This window comes from Phenylobacterium deserti (genome assembly GCF_003254705.1).
Classification (GTDB): domain Bacteria; phylum Pseudomonadota; class Alphaproteobacteria; order Caulobacterales; family Caulobacteraceae; genus Phenylobacterium; species Phenylobacterium deserti.
In genome coordinates this window covers 1,794,967-1,811,440 of record NZ_QFYR01000001.1, presented here as the reverse complement: position 1 = coordinate 1,811,440, position 16,474 = coordinate 1,794,967, and the positions used below count along the sequence as shown (strand labels likewise).

The 16,474-nt window shown below is 68.4% G+C and carries 22 protein-coding genes; 14 read left to right on the top strand and 8 right to left on the bottom strand.

The features are described from left to right. Window positions 1–46: 46 nt before the first annotated feature. The 3 genes from DJ018_RS09180 to DJ018_RS09170 all read right to left on the bottom strand — a co-directional run bounded on the left by DJ018_RS09180 (window position 47) and on the right by DJ018_RS09170 (window position 2,570). On the bottom strand, window positions 47–1,039 hold the full coding sequence (locus DJ018_RS09180; RefSeq protein ID WP_111514511.1) for a hypothetical protein: 993 nt from the start codon (window positions 1,037–1,039) through the stop codon (window positions 47–49). Between the two features lie 36 nt (window positions 1,040–1,075). After that, window positions 1,076–2,092 carry a winged helix-turn-helix domain-containing protein gene (locus DJ018_RS19145; RefSeq protein WP_165842838.1) on the bottom strand — a complete coding sequence of 339 codons (1,017 nt, stop codon included), beginning with the start codon at window positions 2,090–2,092 and terminating at the stop codon, window positions 1,076–1,078. Window positions 2,093–2,171: 79 nt separating this feature from the next. After that, window positions 2,172–2,570 carry a hypothetical protein gene (locus tag DJ018_RS09170; protein ID WP_111514509.1) on the bottom strand — a complete coding sequence of 133 codons (399 nt, stop codon included), beginning with the start codon at window positions 2,568–2,570 and terminating at the stop codon, window positions 2,172–2,174. Between the two features lie 253 nt (window positions 2,571–2,823). Between DJ018_RS09170 and chrA the strand changes: the two genes are divergently transcribed. The 8 genes from chrA (at window position 2,824) to DJ018_RS09130 (ending at window position 8,845) form a co-directional block, all read left to right on the top strand. Further along, a complete protein-coding gene (chrA, locus tag DJ018_RS09165; protein ID WP_111514508.1) occupies window positions 2,824–4,221 on the top strand; it encodes a chromate efflux transporter in 1,398 nt (465 codons plus the stop codon). A 110-nt stretch (window positions 4,222–4,331) separates the two neighbouring features. After that, window positions 4,332–4,787 (top strand): carboxymuconolactone decarboxylase family protein, encoded by a 456-nt coding sequence (locus DJ018_RS09160; protein WP_111514750.1) that lies wholly within the window; start codon window positions 4,332–4,334, stop codon window positions 4,785–4,787. Between the two features lie 213 nt (window positions 4,788–5,000). Further along, entirely contained in the window at window positions 5,001–5,798 is a 798-nt protein-coding gene (locus tag DJ018_RS09155) for a Crp/Fnr family transcriptional regulator (RefSeq protein ID WP_338066134.1), read from the top strand. A gap of 79 nt (window positions 5,799–5,877) precedes the next feature. Next, complete coding sequence (locus DJ018_RS09150) at window positions 5,878–6,117, top strand: DUF6894 family protein (RefSeq protein ID WP_111514506.1); 240 nt, start codon at window positions 5,878–5,880, stop codon at window positions 6,115–6,117. Between the two features lie 283 nt (window positions 6,118–6,400). Then, the gene (locus DJ018_RS09145) at window positions 6,401–7,090 is read left to right on the top strand and encodes a superoxide dismutase (RefSeq protein WP_205853729.1); all 690 of its coding nucleotides are present in this window, start codon (window positions 6,401–6,403) and stop codon (window positions 7,088–7,090) included. Between the two features lie 534 nt (window positions 7,091–7,624). Further along, window positions 7,625–7,828 (top strand): hypothetical protein, encoded by a 204-nt coding sequence (locus DJ018_RS09140; protein WP_111514505.1) that lies wholly within the window; start codon window positions 7,625–7,627, stop codon window positions 7,826–7,828. A 426-nt stretch (window positions 7,829–8,254) separates the two neighbouring features. Continuing rightward, window positions 8,255–8,518, top strand: coding sequence for a hypothetical protein (locus DJ018_RS09135; RefSeq protein WP_111514504.1), 264 nt, complete (start codon window positions 8,255–8,257; stop codon window positions 8,516–8,518). A gap of 132 nt (window positions 8,519–8,650) precedes the next feature. Then, window positions 8,651–8,845 carry a hypothetical protein gene (locus tag DJ018_RS09130; protein WP_111514503.1) on the top strand — a complete coding sequence of 65 codons (195 nt, stop codon included), beginning with the start codon at window positions 8,651–8,653 and terminating at the stop codon, window positions 8,843–8,845. A 103-nt stretch (window positions 8,846–8,948) separates the two neighbouring features. Here the strand turns inward: DJ018_RS09130 and DJ018_RS09125 are convergent, their stop codons facing one another. Next, the gene (locus DJ018_RS09125) at window positions 8,949–9,890 is read right to left on the bottom strand and encodes a sensor histidine kinase (RefSeq protein ID WP_420849508.1); all 942 of its coding nucleotides are present in this window, start codon (window positions 9,888–9,890) and stop codon (window positions 8,949–8,951) included. 318 nt (window positions 9,891–10,208) lie between these two features. On the opposite strand from DJ018_RS09125, the gene DJ018_RS09120 reads away from it, so the two are divergent. Further along, entirely contained in the window at window positions 10,209–10,412 is a 204-nt protein-coding gene (locus tag DJ018_RS09120) for a hypothetical protein (protein ID WP_133254250.1), read from the top strand. A gap of 139 nt (window positions 10,413–10,551) precedes the next feature. Further along, entirely contained in the window at window positions 10,552–12,450 is a 1,899-nt protein-coding gene (locus tag DJ018_RS09115) for a M61 family metallopeptidase (RefSeq protein ID WP_111514500.1), read from the top strand. On the opposite strand, the gene DJ018_RS09110 is transcribed toward DJ018_RS09115, so the two are convergent. Then, window positions 12,451–12,921, bottom strand: a complete 471-nt coding sequence (locus tag DJ018_RS09110; protein WP_111514499.1) for a MarR family winged helix-turn-helix transcriptional regulator — start codon at window positions 12,919–12,921, stop codon at window positions 12,451–12,453. A 123-nt stretch (window positions 12,922–13,044) separates the two neighbouring features. On the opposite strand from DJ018_RS09110, the gene DJ018_RS09105 reads away from it, so the two are divergent. Beyond that, window positions 13,045–13,467 (top strand): organic hydroperoxide resistance protein, encoded by a 423-nt coding sequence (locus tag DJ018_RS09105; RefSeq protein ID WP_111514498.1) that lies wholly within the window; start codon window positions 13,045–13,047, stop codon window positions 13,465–13,467. A 90-nt stretch (window positions 13,468–13,557) separates the two neighbouring features. Continuing rightward, window positions 13,558–14,079 (top strand): superoxide dismutase family protein, encoded by a 522-nt coding sequence (locus DJ018_RS09100; RefSeq protein WP_111514497.1) that lies wholly within the window; start codon window positions 13,558–13,560, stop codon window positions 14,077–14,079. A 36-nt stretch (window positions 14,080–14,115) separates the two neighbouring features. Here DJ018_RS09100 and fliE read toward each other — a convergent pair whose 3' ends face one another. The 3 genes from fliE to flgB are packed head-to-tail and all read right to left on the bottom strand — an operon-like array spanning window position 14,116 to window position 15,297. Then, the gene (gene fliE, locus DJ018_RS09095; RefSeq protein WP_111514496.1) at window positions 14,116–14,430 is read right to left on the bottom strand and encodes a flagellar hook-basal body complex protein FliE; all 315 of its coding nucleotides are present in this window, start codon (window positions 14,428–14,430) and stop codon (window positions 14,116–14,118) included. 8 nt (window positions 14,431–14,438) lie between these two features. After that, on the bottom strand, window positions 14,439–14,861 hold the full coding sequence (flgC, locus tag DJ018_RS09090; RefSeq protein ID WP_111514495.1) for a flagellar basal body rod protein FlgC: 423 nt from the start codon (window positions 14,859–14,861) through the stop codon (window positions 14,439–14,441). A 22-nt stretch (window positions 14,862–14,883) separates the two neighbouring features. Next, window positions 14,884–15,297 (bottom strand): flagellar basal body rod protein FlgB, encoded by a 414-nt coding sequence (gene flgB, locus DJ018_RS09085; RefSeq protein ID WP_240609486.1) that lies wholly within the window; start codon window positions 15,295–15,297, stop codon window positions 14,884–14,886. A 90-nt stretch (window positions 15,298–15,387) separates the two neighbouring features. Here flgB and DJ018_RS09080 point away from each other — a divergent pair, with 90 nt between their 5' ends. Both DJ018_RS09080 and fliP read left to right on the top strand, forming a co-directional pair. Then, window positions 15,388–15,669 carry a flagellar biosynthetic protein FliO gene (locus DJ018_RS09080; RefSeq protein ID WP_111514493.1) on the top strand — a complete coding sequence of 94 codons (282 nt, stop codon included), beginning with the start codon at window positions 15,388–15,390 and terminating at the stop codon, window positions 15,667–15,669. Continuing rightward, entirely contained in the window at window positions 15,669–16,463 is a 795-nt protein-coding gene (gene fliP / locus DJ018_RS09075) for a flagellar type III secretion system pore protein FliP (protein WP_420849496.1), read from the top strand. The genes DJ018_RS09080 and fliP overlap by 1 nt, the downstream gene beginning before the upstream one ends. The last annotated feature ends 11 nt before the right edge of the window (window positions 16,464–16,474 follow it).

The following is a 16,474-nucleotide window of genomic DNA, read 5'->3' as shown; positions in this document are numbered from 1 at the left end:
CAGCCGCACCGTCTCGGCGATCTGCTGTCGCTGATCTCGCGCAGTACTAGAACGGCACGGTCCGCGTCATAGCCGGCTCACCGCGCGGCAACGCGCTCCACAGCTGCAGCACGCCCTGCTGCGACAGCTGCGCCATCAGCCGGTCCAGGCTCACCAGGTTGGCGGCCATCACTCGCGTGGCCGCCGCGCCGCCCATGACCTCGCGCCCGACCACCATGCCGCCCGTCGCCCGCCGGCAGCAGCCGTTTTCCTGCAGCCGCCGCACGTGCCGGCGCACGGTCTCCAGCGGCTGGCCGATCTCCACCGCCAGCCGCGCGGGGCGCACGCCGCGCCGCAGTTCGTCGGCGAACACCTGCTCCCCGCTCCAGGCGCCCAGGCCCACCAAGTCCGGGTCCAGCGACTCTGTGCTGGCGCGCACCAGCTCCAGGAACAGCACCGCGCCGGCCAGATCGCCCACTTCGGCGGTGACCTCGTCCACCACCCGCAGGATGAAGTCCGTGGTCAGGCGCGAGACCGCCCGCACCGGCCGCGCCTGCGGCTCCAGCGTCGTGACCGCCGGCGGCAGGGACGGCAGCAGGCCATACCGCTCCAGGTCGGCGTGCAGCTGCCGCAGCCGGTCGTAGGCGAAGTTCACGTGGCTCAGGAACTCGGGCGTGGTGACCACCCGCGTGGGCACGATCAGCCCGCCTTCCCGCCGCTCGCACAGCCCGACGGCCTCCAGCGCCCGAACCCGGCGCCGCACGGTCTCGAACGGCGCGCGCAGGGTGTTGGCGAGGGCGTTGACGCTGATCGGTCGGCGCTGGTCGTCCGGCGGCGGCGCATCGGCTCCGCCGAACAGGGCCTGCTGCTCCAAGTCCCGGGTGATGGCCGCCACATTGGCCTGGGAGATGGTCGCGACGATGACGCCGTCCATCGGATTGCGCGACGCCCGTAGGCCCGCCGCCACATCCAGGATGAAGCGCAACAGCAGCCAGTTGGCCAGCCGCACCCGATCAGGCCGGCGAGCGCCGTCGCTCTCGGAAGAAGACCCGGGAATCATCGACCGCTTCTTGCCGCCGTGTCGCGCGGCTGACCACTACCTAGGGCGGGCGCCCGCCAGCTGACGCCACCCCAGGCGCGCCCCGCCGATCACGCCAGCGCCGAATCCGAAACCCTCCACCGCGCCCAGCGCGACGCGGCTCCACCCGCCGTCCAGCGGCCCCAGCGTCAGGCGCGAGGCCCGGAAGGTCGCCGACAGCAGCTCCAGGCTGTCGCCCATCAGCCGCCCGCCCAGCAGGATGATGGCCGCGCCCGCGGCCGCGCCCGCAAGGCCGGCGCCCAGCACCGGCGCCAGCCGGCCCCGCCCCGCTCTCGCCCCGACAACCGCCCCCGCCGCCACCGTCGCGCCCAGCGCCAGTCCCTCGGCCCCGCCGGTCATTGCGGTCGGCGCCGCGCCGAACAGCAGGGCGAACAGGTCCAGGGCGAACAGCTTGCAGACCGCGCCCGTCGCCAGCCCGCCCACCGCGCCGCCGATCACCAGGCCCAGGTCGCGTCCGACGCCAGCGCGGGCGAGGCTCGCCCGGCCCAGCGCCATGCCCAGCGCCACCCCGAACCCGCCGACCAGCCCGATCGCCACATTGATCACCAGCAGGACGCTGAGCACCGAGGCTCCGCCCATGCTGGCCCCAGGCATCGCCAGGCTTCCGTAGAGCAGCCCGCCGGCCACGCCCGCCAGCCCCGCGCCCGCCGCCCCGCCCAGAGCGAACCCAACCACGCCCGCCTCACGCGCCGGCTCTTCCGCCCCAAGCCGGCTCACCGGGGCGATGAAGCGATAGCCGTGCTTGGTGGCGGTGGCGATGAACCGCGGCGCGCTCGCCTGGTCGCCCAGCTCGCGCCGCAGGGTCCGCACGCACTGGGTCAGCGCCTCGTCCGTCACCGGAACCCCGGCCCAGACCTCGCTCAGCAGCCGGTCCTTGGTTACCAGCTGCCCGGCTTCCGCCACCAGCAGATGGAGGGCGTCGAAGTAGCGGGGGCTGATCGGGACCACCGTGTCGCCCCGCCGCAGCTGCCGCTGCTCCGGATCCAGCACGAAGTCTTCGAACCTGTACGTCACCCCACGCCCTTCTCGCCCGCCTGCCGCTAGATGAGGCTGTGGCGCCTTTCGCGGCAAGACGCTGATGCGCCGAGGGCCGCTAGGCCGCAGCAGGCCCGCCCTCCTCCGGCCGCGGCTTGGCCGCGGTGCGGAACAGCTGCCCCGAGGCGGCGAACAGCAGACCGAAGAACAGGTTCACCCCCACGATGTCGAGGATCGCCCCCGCGGACCCGTCGTGCAGGCCGCCGGCGATCGCCGCAATGGACGCCCCCGCCTGCGCCGCGCCGGTCGCGAACATCGCCGCCGCCAGCCCCTTCGCCCGGAACCGCGACAGCAGGATGCCGACCAGGCCGGCTGCGAACACCGCCAGCTCGATGCGCTTGGTCAGCCGGCTGGGCGGCCCGTTCAGCCCCAGCGCCCCCTCCGCCACATAGATCAGCGCCACGGTGGCCAGGCACAGGCCCCAGGCCAGCAGGTAACGGGTCGCACGACGGTTCATGATCGCCTCCAGGCATGACTGTGAGCCCGCAGGCATGCCGTCTCCACCGGCGTCCAGTCATGAGCGGAACCTGAGGATCTGGTGAAATCGCCCTCAGCTGGCGTGCAGGCCTGCCCGTTGAAGCGCTCGCGCCCCGGCGCTAGGGTTCACGCCTCCCGGGCTGGTGCGGGTCGCCCGGATCAAGACGCCCGTGCGTCCAAGAACCCGCTCTTTCGGCCCCGTCCGCCATGACGTGGACCCAAGGAGCGCGCGCATGGACCAGACCCGACACGACCAGCTCACGACTCGGCCCGAAGTCCCCTTCCCCGAAGCCGTGAAGGTATGGGCGCGGATCGCCGCCCTGAGCTTCGGCGGCCCGGCCGGCCAGATCGCAGTCATGCATCGCATCCTCGTGGAGGAGAAGCGCTGGCTGGGCGAGCGGCGGTTCCTGCACGCCCTCAACTACTGCATGCTTCTCCCTGGACCGGAGGCCCAGCAGCTCGCCATCTACATCGGCTGGCTGATGCACCGCACGCTTGGGGGCTTCGTCGCCGGCGCCCTGTTCGTGCTGCCCGGCTTCCTGGCCATCATGGCCCTGAGCATCCTCTACGCCCTGTTCGGCCAGGTCGGGCCGGTGGCGGCCCTGTTCTTCGGGCTGAAAGCCGCCGTCCTGGTGGTGGTCGTGCAGGCCGTGCTGCGGGTCGGGCGCCGCTCGCTCAAGAACCCGCTGATGGCGGGCCTGGCCTGCGCCGCCTTCCTCGCCCTGTTCGTGTTCAAGATCCCCTTTCCCTGGGTGATCGCCGCGGCCGGCCTCTTCGGCTTCGTCGCCGCCCGACTGGGCGTTCGCCAGGTGCTGGTGGGCGGCGGTCACGGCCCCGCCGGGGGCGCCGAAGTGGCGGACGCCGAAACGGTGCTGGGCGAAGGCACGCCCGACCACGCCCGCCCGAACCTCGCCTGGTCGCTGAAGATCAGCCTCGCCCTGCTGGTCCTGTGGTGGGCGCCCGTGCTCGCCTGCCTCGTCTGGCTCGGCCCCGACGCTGTGTTCAGCCAGATCGGCCTGTTCTTCTCCAGGATGGCCGTCGTCACCTTCGGCGGCGCCTATGCGGTGCTGGCCTACGTGGCGCAGGAAGCGGTGGAGTCCTTCCGCTGGCTCGCGCCCGGCGAGATGCTCGACGGCCTCGGCATGGCCGAGACGACGCCCGGCCCCCTGATCATGGTCACCCAGTTCGTGGGCTTCATGGGCGCATTCCGCGCCGCCACGGGCCTGCCCCCACTCACGGCGGCGATCCTGGGCGGCGCCCTGACCACCTGGGTCACCTTCGTCCCCTGCTTCCTCTGGATCTTCCTGGGCGCGCCGTTCGTGGAAGCGCTGCGCGGCGCGCGCGCCCTGAACGCCGCCCTCGCCGCCATCAGCGCCGCCGTCGTCGGCGTGATCATGAACCTCGCCCTTTGGTTCGCCCTGCACGTGCTGTTCGGGCGCATGGTCCGTCTGCAAGGCTTCGGCGCTGACCTCGAACTGCCGGTGCTGTCCTCGCTGAACCTGCCCAGCGCCCTCCTGGCCCTCGCCGCCGCCATCGCCGCCTTCCGCTTCAAGGTCGGCATGATCCCGCTGCTCCTGGCCTGCGCGGCGGCGGGCCTGCTCTACGGCCTGGCCCTCGGCGCAGCTCCCTGATCTGCAGCGGCGAAAGCCGCCACTTCGCGCCGGCAGATGTCACGCCAGCAGCGGCTGTCTCGTCACAGCTCCGATCGCCGATGAACGGCGTCACCGTGACGGAGCTCCGCATGACCGACCTCACCCGCCTTGTTTGGCACAACGTTGCGCCGGAGGGAGCCAAGGCTCTGTTCGGACTGCACCACTACGTGACCCACAGCACCGAACTCCCGGAGGAGTTGATCCACCTGGTCTTCCTTCGGGTCTCGCAGATCAACGGATGCGCGCATTGCATCGACCTCCATACGCGGGACTTGCTGAAGACGATGCCCATCGAGAAGGTCGTTCTCGTTCCCGTCTGGCGCGAGGTCCCGCACCTGTTTCCAGACCTGTACCGCGCCGCCCTGGCCTGGGCCGAAGAGGTCACCAACGTCAGCGAGACCCACGCTTCCGACGAAGCCTATGCGGCCGCTGCCGCCGCGTTCGGGCCCAAGGACCTGGTCGATCTTACGATCACCATCGCCGCCACGAACGCCTTCAACCGCTTGGGAGCGCCGTTCAGGCTTCCCGTGAAAGCCCGCCCCTGATCCGCGCTGCGGCGGCTCGTCGCCGGACGAGCCGCTTAGCAGGCGGAGCGGCGGCGACGCCAAGGGCAAATCTCCCTTGCGGCGCGGATCCCGACGTCCGCTTACGCCCCATAGCGGACGGCGACACGATGAGTGTGATTGGGCCTGCCTAGTGATCTGTGTTAACTGGCTTACATCATCGATCATTCAGCCCGCAGGCATCGATGGCTGAGAGTGAGTTGTGCTCCCGCTTGCAAAGTTGGGACGCTGCTTGTGGCTCATCGAAACAGCTCGAACCTCCAACCCTTTCTAGATCGCCTCAACCTAAGATCACGGCTCCTCAAAGAAGAGCAGGAGGCCGTCCTGAACCTGCCTGTCTACGCGGCTCAGGTGCGCCCCAATGAGGACCATGTCGCCTTAGGGGAGATGACCGACCACGCCACCTTCGTGGTGAGCGGCGTACTTGGTCGGTTCGATCAGAACGCCAACGGCGAGCGCCAGATCACGGCGCTGCACATTGCGGGCGACATGGCCGACCTGAATTCGGTCGTGGAGCCGCGCGCCACCTCCGCCCTGCAGGCCCTGTCTACGACGACGATCCTTCAGGTGCCGCATCGCCCCATTCGGGAGATGACCGCGCGCTATCCCGCGCTGGCGGAGGCCTTCTGGCGGGACTGCATGGTCGACGCCGCCGTGCTTGCCCAGTGGGTCGTGAACCTGGGCCGCCGCAGTGCGGCAGCACGTATTGCGCACCTGCTCTGCGAGACCGCGACACGCTGCCGACAGGGAGACGACAAGCAGGCACTCCGTTTCGACTTTCCGCTCACCCAGGCCCAGCTCGCCGATGCTACCGGCCTGACCTCGATCCACGTGAACCGGACATTGAAGACGCTGAGCGGCACGGTCGCAGTAGCCCAAAAGTCCGTCGACATCCTGGATTGGGATGCGCTGGCGGCACGGGGAGATTTCAACCGGACCTACCTTCAGGCGGACATCCGGCCTTCGGAGCGGCTTCGCATCATGGCCGCCTAGGCTTGGGAGCTCTTATCGCTTGCTCCTCACCATTAGCTATGGGCGGAAACTCCACCGTTAGGTCGCGCGCTCTGCCTTGATGGCCCGGTACTATTTCCATCTGCACGACTATGTGGACGTGCCGGACCCGGAGGGTCAGGACCTCCCGGATCTTGCGGCTGCAATCGCCCATGCTGTTCAGCAAGCGCGGGGATTGGCTGGCGAGTTGATCAAGGAAACGGGCCGCGTGGTCCTCAGCCACCGGATAGACATCGAGGATGCTGACGGCGCGGTGCTCCACACCCTTCGCCTTGCCGACGCGCTGAGCATCGAACAGTAGGTCCGTTTTCCACCCCCAGCTGACGTCGGAGCGTCCGCTCTGCGGCGAGGCTGAAGGAAGTCCGCTTTCCCGCCGGGAGCCAAGGTCAGCTCCGACCCATAGCGGGCCTTCGGATGGTCTGCTGTCTGGATCGCGAGCCGTCCACCTCCGGGCGCCGGGCTCGTCTCCGCTGCTGATCCGTGGCTGCCTTCGGGAACATGGTTGCGTGTGGCGAGACTAGCCATCCATAGACTGACCAGGACGCTGCGCCTCCGCTTCCATCCAGCTCCATAGGAGAGCCGACATGCCTGACCTGGATCGCCGAGCTCTGTTGACCAACACAGCCGCCATCGCAGCTGGGGCCGCGACGAGCTCCCAGGCTGCGCCTGCCTCGCGCCCCCTGACTTTCTCGGCCAAACCTCTGGCTTTCGACCCCAGCAAGGTCCCAGGTCTTTCGGAGAAGCTCATCCGAAGCCACTACGACAACAACTACGGCGGCGCCGTGAGAAGACTCGGCGCCATCAAGACCGACTTCGCCAAGCTGGACATGGCGACCGCTCCGACATTTCTCGTGAATGGGCTGAAGCGGGAGGAGCTGCTCGCCTGGAATTCGATGGTCCTGCACGAGGTCCACTTCGATGGGTTCGGTGAACGCGGAGCGCCCTCATCAGCGTTGGCGACCGCGATTGAGCGAGACTTCGGCAGCCATGATCAGTGGGCTGCAGAGTTTGCGGCGACGGGCAAGGCCCTCGGCGGGGGCTCTGGATGGGTGCTGTTGACTTGGAGTGAACGCGATCAGCGGCTCGTGAACCAATGGTCCTCCGATCACACTCAGACCCTTGCTGACGGCCGCCCGCTGCTCGCGCTCGACATGTACGAGCACGCCTATCACATGGACTACGGCTCACGGGCCGGCGCCTACGTAGACGCGTACATGAAAGCCTTCTCTTGGAAGGGCGCAAATGCACGCTTTGCTCGAGCTCTGGCGACCTGAGCCGAGGCGCGACAGCGAAGTAGCACGGTCCCCCCGCACAAGGTCCGCTTTCCACCCTTAGCTGACCTTCGGCATGTCTGCTTAGACGGCCGCGCCGCGCCGACTCCCTGGCCTTGCGAGCGCCACCGAATAAATCGACCCGGCGGCCGGCGCTTATGATTTATGGTCGCTAGACATACGCGGCGTGAGCCATCCAGGACATTGATCACGAGCGCGGCGAGCGTGGCTTTTGAGCATTTTCGCCTGCTTCTTTTATTCGAAATGACTTGACGCAAGAGTCAGCAAAAACGTGAGACAACGCGCGATCAGCCAACGGCGTATCGATAATCCTTAGAATTACCTACCTATACGCCCGGGTTTAGGCTATAAACCTCGGTGCGCCGTCGGGCGTGTGCCGCCAGCGAAGCGGTCGATCGTTCCCGTCGTGGCGTCCGTCGAGAACTCCATGTCTGGCATTTTCCTCGCCTGCGCCCTGCTGACGCTAGCCGGGGCCGCGCTCCCCCTCGTGTTCCGCATGACAGGGTTGGTGCGTTGATGGCTCGCACCACCATACGCACCTTCACGGCCGCCCAGCTCAAGGGCGTCTGGTCCGTTACTCAGAACGGCGCGTTCTACGGCGACTATCAATCGCGCGAACAAGCGGTGGCCGGAGCCCGGGCTGGAGCCCGCGCGGTGGAGGAACGCGGCGGGGCGGCCTGCGTCCTCGTCGGCGAGGCCCGTCTGGTGGCGCCGCATTGATCAACACAACCACCGAGCGCGGGCAACGAGCGCGGGCGACTGCACGCAATGCGCGCCGCTCGCTCACCCGCCAGCCGAACCCGCTTGGGTGCGACCATCAGATTTCGAAAGGCGACATCATGAACGACCCGCGACGTCCCGCCGGCGGCCCGATCCGCCGCGATCTAACCGATCCGCGCTCATCGGCAGCCGCCCAACAACGGCCGCGCGTGACGCTGTTGAACGACGCGCGCAGCACGCGTCGCGCCTGACGCATCTCTGCTCTGAGCCTGGTGTGAGATGTCGCGGTGCGGCGCCTGGCGCTGAAGCTCAGGCCGAGCGAGACGCAGACTCAGCCGGTCAACCGCGCTCGACGATGGCACGGCCCCGTGTCTCGCAATGGCGCCCTGATCAGCTTGCCCCAATCCAAGTCCAAAGGAATTCAGCATGACCATCGCCACGCCGGCTACTGACACTCGCATCAAGCAGATCCGTCAGTGGATCGCCACGGCCGAAGGCCGCGGTCTGGTGCGCTCTGACATGACGCTTCATCTCTCGAACCGCGACCTGTCGGGCCTGAAGCGGAACTCGGGGGTTCGGATCGATGAGATCAGCTTCTCCGAAGGCGTGATGAGCTTCCTCGGCGTTGCGATCGCCCCTGAGGCGGCAGCGAGTTCGCGTCTCGACACCAGCGCCAACGCGTCGGCGTGATCCACCGCGGCTCGCTCCGGTAGGGGCCAGTCCGCTCCCCCCCGGCCGGCGCCTTCGCACGCGTGCAAGACGGTTCGGCGCGCCAAGCTGCGGCGGAAGTCGCCTGACGCTCCTCTGAGGGAGGCATTCATCATGGAAGATCAAACCGACCTCGTGACCCGGTGGCGGTATCTACGCGGGCTGCTCATCGAACAGCTGGACGCACTCGAATCCGGGGCCCTGCAGATGCACTCGAACGAGGTGAACATCTCGATCCAGGCGATCAGCAAACTGAAGACGAACGTCGCCGAGTTCGACGCCCTGATCGCGCGATCACAGGCGCGTTGAAAGGCGGTCGCCGCCTGCTAGCCACCCTAGCTGACGTTCGGTAGGTCTGCTTCGGGCAGTCGCGCCTCGCCGGCCGCATGGCCCAGGGCTCAGCGCCGCCCGGCTAGGCAGGCAGGCGCGTCGCTCCGCCGATCTCGAATTCGCACCGAACGCCGTCCGGATCGAACGCCAGGCGGGCGTCGTCCAGGCCGGGCTGCGGCCTCAGGAGCCGCGAGCCCAGCCCGCGGCGTTGCGGCGGCTGCACGATCGGCCCGCCGCTTTCTCGCCATTGCAGAAGAAGGCGGTTTCCGTCCGCCGGCTCGATGCGCCAGTCGACGTCCACCCGCCCGTTCGGCTCGCTCAACGCCCCGTACTTCACCGCATTGGTCGCAAGCTCGTGCAACGCCAGCACGAGCGGCACGCAGGAGTCCGGCGGGATCAGGCAAGCCTCGCCATGAAAAGCCACGCTGCCTTCCGACTGGAACGGGCCCAAGGCTTCGCGAACCAGCACCGAGACCTCGCAGGCCTCCCACTCGCCCGTGCTCAGGATATTGTGCGCCTGGCCCAGGGCCATGAGCCGGCCGCTGAGCGCGTGGTAGAATGCTTCCGGATCGCTGCTGAGCCGCGACGTCTGCCGCGCCAGGCCCTGGACGACCGCCAGGTTGTTCTTCACGCGGTGGGCCAGTTCCACCCGCAAGCTCTCCTCGCGCCGGACCGTGCGATCCAGTTCGCTCACCGTCTGGCGCAGGTTGGACGCCACCACGATGATCAGCAGCGTGGTCACCAGAAACAGCGCCGTGGCCGCCACGTTCGTAAGGCTGAGGCTGAGCTCCCCGAACGGCGCAATGAAGAAGTAGTTGGCCACTGCGGCCGCACCGACGGTGACGGCCAGGCCCGCGCGCCAGCCGGCGAAGACGCTGGCCACCAGAACCGCGGGAAAATAGGAGGCGAACGGAGCCGTCTCGCCCAGCATCGGCGCCAGCACCGCCCGAACAAGGCTTGGCAGGACGATCAACGCGCCCGCCCAAAGCGCCTCAGCGCCGGGGGTTGGCGCGGCCCCGCCGATGAGCCGCCGCGCGAGAGGGGATCTGATCAGTGGAGAGCTCCGGCGCGTTCGGTTTCGAGACTATGCGCACGCCGACCGGCGCAACGGCGGCATCACTAACCGGCGCAACCGTGAGCGTCTGATGAACAGCCGACATTGCGGCTGCGGCCGAATGAAGCTGAGCTGGGCGCGCCACGTTCTCCTGAAGGCCGCCTCCAAGCTTAAGCGGCTGATCTAACGAAGAGTTTCGCCATCAGGCGCTTCCACTTGATCCAGTTTATTTCGCAACCTCGATGCGGCCCGCATCATCCCCCTGCACGCATGAGGGGAGCGTCGGCGGTGCCGTACCGGTTCTACAGATTGGATTCGAACGGTCACATCCGCGGCGTCGAGATCATCGACGCGCCTACCGACGCCGACTTGGCGCAGGAGGCGGAACGCCTGAAGGAAAAACTCGGCGATCCGGGCTACGAGGTCTGGGACTGCGGGCGTCCGGTGCTCAGCAACACTGTCGGCTGCACCACGCCTGCGGCGCGCCGCTAGGCCGGCTACTCCCCACTTCAGTCACGCCCCTGAGCGGGCCGATGCGGCGCGACCCGCCTCGGCTTGCGGCGCCACCGCCGAGCCGCCATGCTGCGCACTGATGCAGGCGGAAGAGTGCGCCGCCGCTGGGGGGGATTTCATGCGCAATCTGTTTTTCGGCGCCGCGGTCGCGTGCCTGCTGGCCGCCAGCGGGGTTCAGGCTCAGGATCCGGCGCCGGGCAGCCTCGGCGCTCAGGTCGCCGCCGCCCGTGATCCGGGCGCCGGCGCGCCCGTGCAGTACGAGATTGCGTTCGACAACGCCGCCCACCACGAGGCGCAGGTGACCGCCACCTGGCGCGGCGTGCCCGCCGGCCCTCTGAAGCTGCAGATGTCGCGTTCGTCCCCGGGGCGTTACGCGATCCACGAGTTCGCCAAGAACGTCTACCGCGTCACGGCGGTGGACGGCGCCGGCCGCGCCCTCAAGATCGATCGCACCGACCCTTACGGCTGGACCGTCGCCGGCCACGACGGCGTCGTGAAGGTCACCTACACCCTCTATGCGGACCGTGGCGACGGCACCTACTCCCAGGTGGACGCCACCCACGCGCACCTGAACATGCCGGCCACCTTCCTCTGGGCCTCGGGCTTCGACGACAAGCCGATCCGCGTCAGCTTCAAGCGCGCCGATCCGGCCTGGAAGATCGCCACCCAGCTGCCGCCGGCCGCCGGCCTCGCGGACACCTTCTGGGCGCCGAACCTCCAGTACTTCATGGACAGCCCGACCGAGCTCAGCGACTTCGACCTGCGCGAGTGGCAGGTCGCTGACGGCGGCCGCACCTACACCTTCCGGCTGGCGCTGCATCACAACGGCACGGAGGCCGACGCCGACCAGTTCGCCGAGAAGCTGAAGAAGATCGTCCCCGAGCACATCAAGGTGTTCGGCCAGGCGCCGAGGTTCGACTTCGGGACCTACACCTTCATCGCCGACTACCTGCCGCAGATCACCGGCGACGGCATGGAGCACCGCAACTCCACCATCATCAGCAACGCCAGCTCGCTGTTTCGGGCGAATTTCGCCCAGCTCGGCACTGCCAGCCACGAGCTGTTCCACGCCTGGAATGTGGAGCGTATCCGCCCGGCCGAGCTCGAGCCCTTCGACTTCACCCGGGCCAACCCCACGCCCTCCCTGTGGCTGGCCGAGGGCTTCACCCAGTACTACGGCCCGCTGCTGATCCGCCGCTCGGGCCAGTCCACGGTGGACGCCTACCTGGCGGACCTCAGCCGCACCCTGAACGGCGTAGTGAACGGGCCCGGCCGCCAGTACGGCTCGCCCCAGGAGATGAGCCTGCGCGCGCCCTTCGTGGACGCCGCCGCAGCCCTGGACCCCACCAACCCGAACATCTTCACCTCCTACTATCCCTACGGGGCGGTGATCGGCCTGGCCCTGGACCTGGAGCTGCGCGGCCGGCCCAGGACCGCGACCCTGGACGACTACATGAAGCGCCTGTGGCGCACCCACGGCGTGTCGGAGACGCCCTACAGGCCGCAGGACCTTCAGGCCGCCCTGGCCGAAGTGTCCGGCGACGCCCGTTTCGCCGAGCGCTTCTTTGCCGCCAGCATCCAGGGCAGCGCCCTGCCCGACTTCGAGCCCCTGTTCGCCCGCGCCGGCCTGAAGCTTCGGCCCAAGTCGCCCAAGAAGGCCTGGTTGGGCGCCCAGCGCGTGCGGGTCAGCGGCTCGGAGGTGATCCTCGACGAGGCGCCCGCGCCCGGCTCGGCGCTCTACGCCGCCGGCGTTGAAAGGGGCGACCGTATCCTGGGCATCGGCCGCTTCGAGTTCGCCGCCGACGCCGACTGGCAGGACGCCCTCGAGCGCCTGAAGCCGGACGAGACGGCCAAGGTGCGGTTCATCCAGCGTGGCCAGACGCGCGAGGCCGACCTTAAGGTGGCGGCCGACTCCACCCTCGAGGTGGTGCGGTTCGAAAACGCCGGTCTGAAGCCCAGCCGCGCCCAGCTCGCCTTCCGCGACCGCTGGCTTGGACCTGCGACCCCGGCGCCCTGATCAGGCCGGCGTATCGGGCGTCCAGCCGCCGATGTCAGCGTAGATCCGGTCGCGCAGCTTGCGGACGCTGCGGTTCAGCTCCGACAGCTCGGCGATGCTCATCTGCGAGGCGGCAAGCAGCCGCTCGCCCAGGCAGCTGGCCCGGGTGCGCAGGGCGCGGCCGGCCTCCGTCAGGGCGATGTGCACCTGCCGCTCGTCGGCCGGGTTACGCTCGCGTCGCACCAGCCCGGCGCCTTCCAGCCGCTTCAGCAGCGGCGTCAGCGTGCTCGACTCCAGCGCCAGCTGATCGGCCAGCCGCCCCACCGTCTGGGCGTCCTGCCGCCACAGAAGGTTCAGCACCAGGTACTGCGGATAGGTGATCCCCAGCTGGTCCAGCAGCGGCTTGTACGCCCGCTGGATGGCGATCCCGGCCGAATAGACGCCGAAGCAGACCTGGTCCTCCAGGCCGATCGGTCCTTCGCTCTTGGTCATCGCCAACACCTCCACCTCACGACAAATCATATCGCGATAAATTACCGCTGGACAAGGCCGCCGCCGGCCGCTACCCATTGCATATCGCAATAACTTCTATCGCAAGACACACAGGAGCTAGGTATGCGTATTCTGTACAGCACCCAGAGCACCGCCACCGGCGGCCGCACCGGTTCGGCCAAGACCGCCGACGGCGCCCTCGCGGTCACCCTGGTCACCCCCAAGGAACTCGGCGGCCAAGGCGGTGAAGGGACCAACCCGGAGCAGCTGTTCGCCTCCGGCTACGCCGCCTGCTTCCTCGGCGCCCTCAAGTTCGTGGCCAGCCAGCGCAAGGTGAAGATCTCAGACGACAGCACCGTCACCGCCCAGGTCGGCATCGGCAAGCGCGACGACGGCGAAGGCTTCGGCCTCGATGTCGCCCTGACCGTCAGCCTGCCCGGCGTCGACCGTGAAACGGCCGAAGCCCTGACCCAGGCCGCCCACGTGGTCTGCCCCTACTCCCACGCCACCCGCAACAACCTGGACGTCCGCCTCACGGTGGCGTGACCCTCGGGGTCTGGGCGCGGAGCGTCACGGGGCTTGGGATTGCCGCGATCGGCTGATTAGATCGCCGCCCTCAAGTCCAAGGAGTTTCCCATGACGATCCGCGCCCTTCCTCTTGCGCTCGCCGCCGCCCTGGCCAGCTCCGCGGCCCTGGCCCAACCGGCGACCGTGAAGGTCGAGCTGAAGAACGCCGCCGGCGCCTCGGCGGGCTCCGCCACCCTGACCGACGCGCCCAAGGGCGTGCTGATCCGCGTCGAGGCCCGCGGTCTCACCCCCGGCTGGCACGGCCTGCACTTCCATGAAACCGGCGACTGCTCGAAGTCGGACTTCACCTCGGCCGGCGGCCACACCCACGGCGGGGGCGACCGCAAGCACGGCCTGCTGAACCCCGACGCCAACGAGACTGGCGACCTGCCCAACCTGTTCGCCGCCGCCGACGGCTCTGCCACGGGCGAGTTCTATTCAACCCTGGTTTCGCTCAAGGGCGCGGGCGGCCGTCAGGGCCTGCAGGACGCCAACGGCTCGGCCCTGCTGATCCACGCCAGCGCCGACGACCAGACCACCCAGCCCATCGGCGGCGCGGGCGCGCGGGTCGCCTGCGGCGTGATCAAATAGGACGTGCAGCCTCTGGCGGCGGGAGCGATCCCGCCGTCAGATCGGCATGCGCATGATTTCCTGGTAGGCGCTGATCACCTGGTCGCGCACCGCCATGACGGTCTCCAGGCTGTGCTCGGCCGCCGAGATGGCGGTGACCACGTCGATCAGCTCGGCCTTGCCCTGCACCTGGTTGGCGATCTGGGTCTCGGCCGTGCGAGACGTCTGCACCGCATCGCTCATCGCCGCCTTGAGCAGATCGCCGAAGCCGCCCTGCCCTTGCACGGGCGCGCCGCCGCCCAGGCCGGCGTCGATGCCGGCCGCCTTCTGCATCTTGGCGTAAGCGTTGGCGGCGGAAAGGGCGGTGATCATCGCTCAGCCTACTTCTTCAGGAGGTCGAGGGTGCGGTTCTCCATCGACCGCGCCGTCTCGATGACGTTGAGGTTGGCCTCGTAGGCCCGCTGGGCCTCCTTCATGTCGAGCGCCTCGATCAGCGGATCGACATTGGGCAGCTTTACATAGCCCTGAGCGTCGGCGGACGGGTTGCCCGGCTCGTACTCGGTCTTGAACGGCTTCTGGTCACCCTCGGCGCGCGCCATGCGAACGCCCGTCCCGCCGCCCGCCACGTCGGTGGGCTCAAAGATCGGCGCCTGACGCCGGTAGGGATCGCCGCCGGGGGTGCGGGAGGTCGAGTTCGCGTTGGCGATGTTCTCGGCGATGACCCGCATGCGGGCCTGCTGCGCGCGCAGGGCGGACGCGGCGATGGCCTGAGCGACCTGCGATGTGGATTTCACCTGAGGCATGGCCCGATCTCCTTAGGGCGATTCAGCGGCCAGGCGCCCGGGCGGCCATGCGCAGCAGGTTCATGGACTTCTGGTAGAAGCCGATGGCTGCGTCGTAGCTCATCCGCGCCTCGCTCATCTTCATCATCTCCTCCTCGAGCACGACGGAGTTGCCGTCGAGCGTCGTCTCGGAGTCGCGCGTCTTGATCTCCTTCACCCCGGCGGCCGCGCCCGTCTTGGCGTTCGGCGGCAGCATGTGGCCCGCCTGGGTCACTGCCGGCGTCATCACCTGGGCCGCCTTGATCTGCGCCTGGAAGTTGAACGCCTTCAGGTCACGGGGCGCGTAGCCGGGCGTGTCAGAGTTGGCCACGTTCTCGGAGATCAGCCGCTGGCGCTCGCTCAGGTAGCCGAGGCGGCCCCTCAGCATGGCGAAAAGCGGAATCTGGGACATGTCCATGAGGAACATGGTGAATAAACAGGGTTAATCACCGCTTAAGAGAGTCAGGCGCACAAGCGGGCGAACACTCCTTCCACCGGCATTGCGGTCATGGATTTCGCCGACTTCATCCGCGCGGTCTTCGCGCTCGCCCTGACGCTGGGGCTTATCGGCCTGGCCGCGGTAGCCTTCCGCCGATACGGGCCGGAGTACCTGGCTCGCCTGTCCGCGGCCAAGAAGGACCGGCGCATGGCGGTGGTCGAGACGCTGGTCCTCGACCCGTCTCGCCGCCTCGTCATCGTCTCCTGTGACGGACGCGAGCAGCTGCTGCTTCTGGGCGAAGGCCGGGTGATCTCGAGCGAGTTGGCGACCGCGCCTTCGGAGCGGGCCTGATGCGCGAGCTCTACCGCGCCATCTGCGCCCTGCCCCCCCACGAGTGGCGCCGGGCCGCGGGCTTGGCGGTCCTGACCACCTTCGTCATGCTGGTGTTCCCCGCCGCGGCGGTGGCCCAGCAGCTGTCCGTCAATGTCGGCACGGGCGCAGGCCTGACAGACCGGGTCGTCCAGCTGATCGGCCTGCTGACGGTGCTGTCGCTGGCGCCGTCCATCGTGATCATGACCACCTCGTTCGTGCGGATCGTGGTGGTGCTCAGCCTCCTGCGCACGGCGCTGGGCCTGCAGCAGAGTCCGCCGAACGCGGTGATCGTCTCGCTGTCGCTGTTCCTAACCGCAATCGTGATGGGCCCCACCCTGGAGCGCTCGTACCAGGAAGGGATCAAGCCGCTGCTGGATCACCAGATCGAGCTGCCCCAGGCTTTCGACGCGGCCGGCGCGCCGGTGAAGCAGTTCATGCTGAGCCAGGTGGACCGTGAGGACCTCGCCCTGTTCGTGCGCCTGTCGCGGATCCCGCGCCCAGCGACGGCGGCCGAGACGCCGATCCGGGTGGTCACCCCCGCCTTCATGATCAGCGAGCTGAAGCGCGCCTTTGAAATCGGGTTCCTGCTGTTCGTGCCCTTCCTGGTGATCGACCTCGTCGTCGCCAGCGTGCTGATGAGCATGGGCATGATGATGTTGCCGCCGGTCACCATCTCACTGCCGTTCAAGCTGATCTTCTTCGTCCTGGTGGACGGCTGGCGGCTGGTTTGCGGCAGTCTGGTGGAAAGCTTCCAGAGAGGCGCCGGCGGCTAGAGCGCGCCGCT